At 61.9% G+C, this 270-nt stretch carries 1 protein-coding gene; it reads left to right on the top strand.

All coding sequences use genetic code 11. The features are described 5' to 3' along the window. On the top strand, window positions 1-270 hold a 270-nt coding region (locus RYX56_RS26595; protein ID WP_317124142.1), incomplete at both ends, for a hypothetical protein.

Genomic DNA, 270 nt, shown 5'->3' with positions numbered 1-270 from the left:
CTTACGACGCGCTGCGGCCGTTGCTGGAAAGCGATAGCGTGCTGAAGGTCGGGCAGAACATCAAATACGATCTCAACATCCTCGCGCGCTGCGCGAAGATCGCGGTGTCGCCCATCGACGACACCATGATCGTCAGCTTCGCGCTCGATGCGGGGCGAAGCCTGGAGGGCATCGGCGGCGGGCATGGAATGGACGAGCTGGCGCAGCGCCACCTCACTCACACCACGCTGACCTTCAAGGATATCTGTGGAGCCGGCAAGAAATCGATCC

This window comes from Alkalihalophilus lindianensis, from assembly GCF_032843265.1.
GTDB classification, from domain to species: domain Bacteria; phylum Bacillota; class Bacilli; order Bacillales; family Bacillaceae_D; genus Alkalihalophilus; species Alkalihalophilus lindianensis.
Note: the sequence above shows the minus strand (reverse complement) of the source record. Positions and strands in the feature narration are given on the sequence as shown.